The following is a 1,094-nucleotide window of genomic DNA, read 5'->3' as shown; positions in this document are numbered from 1 at the left end:
TTAAAGCAGCCAGACGCTCGGCTGGTGTATCCCAGTCGAGAGATTTCCGTGGACGGCCGTTTAGTTCCTCGGCGACTGCGCGGAGCGCATCCGGATTGTGGATGCGCAAGTCCGATCGTCGCGGAAAGTATTGCCGTAGAAGTCCATTAGTGTTGTCGTTGCTGCCGCGCTGCCATGGCGCGCCGGGCTCGGCGAAGTAGACGCGCATGTCGGTCGCCATCGTGAAAGAGCGGTGCTCGGCCATCTCGGCGCCTTGATCCCAGGTCAAGGTGCGGCGGAGGGTGCCGGGTAGCTCGGTGACGGCGGCGATGAGGCCGTCGCGGACGACTTCGGCGGTCCGTTCGGCGCCGAGGTGTCCCAGGACGAGGTAGCGGCTGGAGCGCTCCACGAGCGTGGCGATAGCTGATCGGCTGCCTGCGCCGATGATGAGATCGCCTTCCCAGTGGCCAGGGACGGAGCGAGTGTCGGCCTCAGCGGGGCGCTCGGCAATCGGGGTCATCGGGTCGACGAATCGACGGCTCCGCGAATTCGGGTCGCGGCGATGTTTGCGGGCAGCACGCCCTCGGCGCAGCCCGCGGGCCAATTCACACTCGAGCTCGCCGCGGGCGTGGACGTAGATCGCCTGATAGATCGTTTCGGTGCTCACACGCATCTCCGCCGAGTCCGGGAAATCCTTGACCAGCCGATTGCTGATCTGCTGCGGGGACCACTTCTTGTTCGATCGCGTCTGCACATACTCCAGCAGAACGGTATCGGCCACCAGCTTCGGCAGTTTCGGTCGCGCCCGCCGCTGAACCGATGCCCGGTGGGCAGCATGAGGCATGTAGCCGCGCGCGGAGACAGTGTTGCGGCGCAGCTCGCGGCTGATCGTGGACGGCGACCTCTGCATCGCAACGGCGATCGCGCGGATCGACAAACCCTCCCGGTGCAGATCCCTCAAACGCTCACGCTCGAGCAGGCTCAGATAACGCGGATCGATGACGCGCTCGACCCGATCGAGGTCGACTCGTTCACCGTGGATGTAGGTCGCGCGTGGGGCTTTCACGCCGGCAAGTATCTGCTGGGAGCTGTATTTCACGACTCGGCCGTCAGGG

General features: G+C 65.1%; 1 protein-coding gene. It reads right to left on the bottom strand.

All coding sequences use genetic code 11. From position 1 onward, the window contains the following. A partial coding sequence (locus ON20_RS25825; protein WP_438803440.1) for an IS30 family transposase occupies positions 1 to 916 on the bottom strand: 916 nt, incomplete at its 3' end. Positions 917 to 1,094 lie beyond the last annotated feature (178 nt).

Origin of the sequence: Nocardia brevicatena NBRC 12119 (assembly GCF_000308495.1) — a bacterium.
Taxonomy (GTDB): domain Bacteria; phylum Actinomycetota; class Actinomycetes; order Mycobacteriales; family Mycobacteriaceae; genus Nocardia; species Nocardia brevicatena.
Note: the sequence above shows the minus strand (reverse complement) of the source record. Positions and strands in the feature narration are given on the sequence as shown.